This window comes from Bradyrhizobium sp. 76 (assembly GCF_023073025.1).
Classification (GTDB): Bacteria; Pseudomonadota; Alphaproteobacteria; order Rhizobiales; family Xanthobacteraceae; genus Bradyrhizobium.
Map to the genome: position 1 here is coordinate 1 of NZ_JADPIS010000022.1, position 2995 is coordinate 2995.

The following is a 2995-nucleotide window of genomic DNA, read 5'->3' on the forward strand; positions in this document are numbered from 1 at the left end:
CAACAAGAGACCACTCGCAAGGTCACCGACGACTTGGCAGCATTCGTTGCATGACGCCGTCGCGGTAAATGAAAATGTGGGCGAAGGCTGCGGCCACATGAACGCCGATTGCGATCAGCAACGCCCACTCCGCAATCTGATGCCAGCCGTCGATCTGATGGATCGCGACCGGGTTTTTCTCGGCCAGCATCGGCAGAGGGATCAGATTAAAATAGGAGACCGACCAACCCCGGAACGATGCGAACAGCCACCCTGTCATGGTTGCAGCGAGAACCAGGACATAAAGTAGCCAATGCACCGCCTCCGAGGACACTCGCTGCCACGGGGGGAGTGAACTCTCCGGCGCCACCGGATGGGTGATACGCCAGACAAGCCGTAGCAAGATCAACGCGAGGATGGTCAGACCCAATGAGATATGGAGCGTCATGGCCCTGCCCGGCGGACCCGCATGAACGTCTGGCATAAGCCAACCAAGCGAGAACTGAACAGCCAGCAGGACGACGACGAGCCAATGGAGGACTTTGGCCGGGGTACCGTAGTGCAGCCGATCAGTCATAAGGCCCTACTCGATCTGGAAGACGCGCTGCGTGCTGACTTTCCAGCAGGTAGGGCGATACGGCGCCCGGCACAACAGATACCGCCATCTGTCGTTCCCAATAGCCATGATGGCGCGCGGGGCCGCACGATCGACGATTGATCCAGCTGCTTCCGGGAACATTCGGCAATCCGTGGCGTTTGCGGCCTACCCGGCCGTATGCCAGGCGCCCATGAACCGAAGGAGTAGCCATGGACAAGAAGATCGCTGGACTATTGGGGGCAGTGGCGACGCTCGGCTCGTTTACCGCCGCCGATGCTGGCCCTGCGCCGGCTGCGGCGGACGTTTTGCACGCCAATTCATTCGCCGACTTGCTGGAGCCGATCCCGAACGCTGTCGCCCTGCTTCAGGCGGTTGACGAATCTACGCCAGTTCAGACGACCGGGAACGTCCAGCTCGCCCAATTCTACCATCATCACCACCACCATCATCACCATAGCTTTTATCGTCACCATCACAGCTACTATCCGCGCGTCGTCGTCGTGCCCCGGTATCGCCGACACCATCACCACCACCATCACCACCATCACAGTTTCTATCGCCGCGACTATTGATCTGCGCGCGACCGACATTGATCAGACAGGACCTCCGGGTCCTGTTTTTTGTCCTATTCCCGCCGGGCCTTTTCCTTCGCGGCGCGGTGCAAATGCCGGTAGGTGCCGTCAAACACGGTGTTGGTATCGGACGTCCACTCGGTCCCGGCCGCCAGGTTGGGCCGGTTGGCGTAGATGCGCCGCGATTGCAGTTCGCGCTCGGCGCATTCCTCCTCGCTCATCGGTTCGAGATCGAAATTGGCTTCCTCCGGGATTACGATCAGCTGAGCGAAAGGCTCGTTCGCCCTGAAGATATGGGTTTGCCCCTCGACAGGCGCCTTGAAGACGCAAAAGAAAAGCATCGGCCACCAATTTCGGATCAGAGCCGGTATCGCGACCGGCACGGTACCGGTGCGGTCGGTATAGAACCGCGGATGGGGTTCGGTGCGAACCGCCAAACCCTTCTCGACCTTGAGGTCGAGCAGGATTTGATAGGTGTAGAAGGCATCGCCGAACTTCCGAAATGGCGGCCACTCGGCCCCGCCGTCCGGCGGCTCGCCCCAATCCGCATCGAAGTTCAAATGGTCCCCTGTGGTGCTGACGTGAAGCTCAAAGTCGTAGGGGTAGAATAACTCGATCCCGTACTGTGCGCCCTCCGAAAACGGCACACAATGCCAGACCTGCTCGCGCGAACCGTCGGCGCGCGGGTCGCGCTTCCCGGCCCAACCTGGAATCTCAAGTTTGGTCCGGCGTGGTGCCAAACGTGGGTTATTCAGGCGATATTTGACTTTACTCATCATACCCCCCGGGCGTCAGGTGCTGCGGAACTCAAACCAGCAAGCGGTACCGTGGTTCCATCCTTGAGAGGGCCGGTGCGTCTCAGGTTCGTCGCAACCGCCGCGCTGGCACCCCAGTTCTACTCTCGGTCAATCTCGTCCGTTTGCCCACGAGGCGTCTGATCGGATAAGCGGATATCTATAGATCCGGACGGCATGTCTCGAACGGCCAACAACGGTCATGGACCACAATACCAATCGATGAGCTTGTAGAACCGCTCGCTTCGCCTTGGCTGCCGATGGTCGTCCTCCTCTAGCTTCGGCAGGAACCTTAATGTGCCCGGCATGTTCAAAAAGCGACGTTTAAGGGTGATCGGAAAGGCCATGAACGCAACCAGCAGAATAATTGCAGTCACAACAGCGGTTTTGATCGCATCTGGAGCGGCGGCTTTGGCACAAAGCGGACCTCCAAGCGACGACGCGCGACGACAGCCACTAAGCGGTCAAGATAAGCAGTTTCTGAGTTACGCAGCCGAAGACAATCAAGCCGAAATTCAACTTTGTATTCTTGCGGAGAAGAAAGCGCATGATCTCGCGCTCAAAGCGTTTGCCCGCCTTATGGTCAACGACCACGTTGGCGTAGAGAGTCGTTTGGCCGCACTTGCGAACGGTGAACAAATAGAGTTGCCTAATGGCAATGGCGAAGAAGGCGATAAGACGTTGTCGAAAATGCAACTGACTAAAGCGGCAGATTTCGACAACGAATTTTTGAAAGCGCAGATTGAAGACCATGCGAATGATATCAAGAAATTCTCTGACATCGAAAAAACCACACAGAACGAAGGCGTAAAGCGCTTCGCAGCCGAAACGCTGCCTATCCTGCAGCAGCACGCGCGTTTGGCCAAAGCCGTCAAGGCAAGCCTTTGACAGGCGAGCCGGTGCTGCTGTCCAGCGGCGCCGCGCGGATCAAGCGTACCCAAGCATGAAGATATCAGCGGGCAGGCGGGGGCTGATCGCGAAGACTTCCACTCTGAGGCAAACAGGCGACCTCCCGTATAAAGCTGGGTGCTACTCGGTCCTTGGCTGCGAAG

General features: G+C 58.1%; 4 protein-coding genes. 2 read left to right on the plus strand and 2 right to left on the minus strand.

The window, feature by feature from the left end:
- Positions 1-22: 22 nt before the first annotated feature.
- Positions 23-556 (minus strand): cytochrome b, encoded by a 534-nt coding sequence (locus IVB48_RS07460; protein ID WP_247399031.1) that lies wholly within the window; start codon positions 554-556, stop codon positions 23-25.
- 230 nt (positions 557-786) lie between these two features.
- Between IVB48_RS07460 and IVB48_RS07465 the strand changes: the two genes are divergently transcribed.
- Positions 787-1149 carry a hypothetical protein gene (locus tag IVB48_RS07465; protein WP_247399034.1) on the plus strand — a complete coding sequence of 121 codons (363 nt, stop codon included), beginning with the start codon at positions 787-789 and terminating at the stop codon, positions 1147-1149.
- Between the two features lie 53 nt (positions 1150-1202).
- Here IVB48_RS07465 and IVB48_RS07470 read toward each other — a convergent pair whose 3' ends face one another.
- Positions 1203-1925: a hypothetical protein gene (locus tag IVB48_RS07470; protein ID WP_247399036.1), complete on the minus strand. Its 723-nt coding sequence runs from the start codon at positions 1923-1925 to the stop codon at positions 1203-1205.
- A 363-nt stretch (positions 1926-2288) separates the two neighbouring features.
- Between IVB48_RS07470 and IVB48_RS07475 the strand changes: the two genes are divergently transcribed.
- On the plus strand, positions 2289-2831 hold the full coding sequence (locus IVB48_RS07475) for a DUF4142 domain-containing protein (protein ID WP_247399038.1): 543 nt from the start codon (positions 2289-2291) through the stop codon (positions 2829-2831).
- Positions 2832-2995: the final 164 nt, after the last annotated feature.

Bases quoted from the DNA above. Each gene is read 5' to 3' on its own strand.
- IVB48_RS07475 (WP_247399038.1), top strand. From the start codon at position 2,289: ATGAACGCAACCAGCAGAATAATTGCAGTCACAACAGCGGTTTTGATC.
- IVB48_RS07470 (WP_247399036.1), bottom strand. From the start codon at position 1,925: ATGAGTAAAGTCAAATATCGCCTGAATAACCCACGTTTGGCACCACGC.
- IVB48_RS07465 (WP_247399034.1), top strand. From the start codon at position 787: ATGGACAAGAAGATCGCTGGACTATTGGGGGCAGTGGCGACGCTCGGC.
- IVB48_RS07460 (WP_247399031.1), bottom strand. From the start codon at position 556: ATGACTGATCGGCTGCACTACGGTACCCCGGCCAAAGTCCTCCATTGG.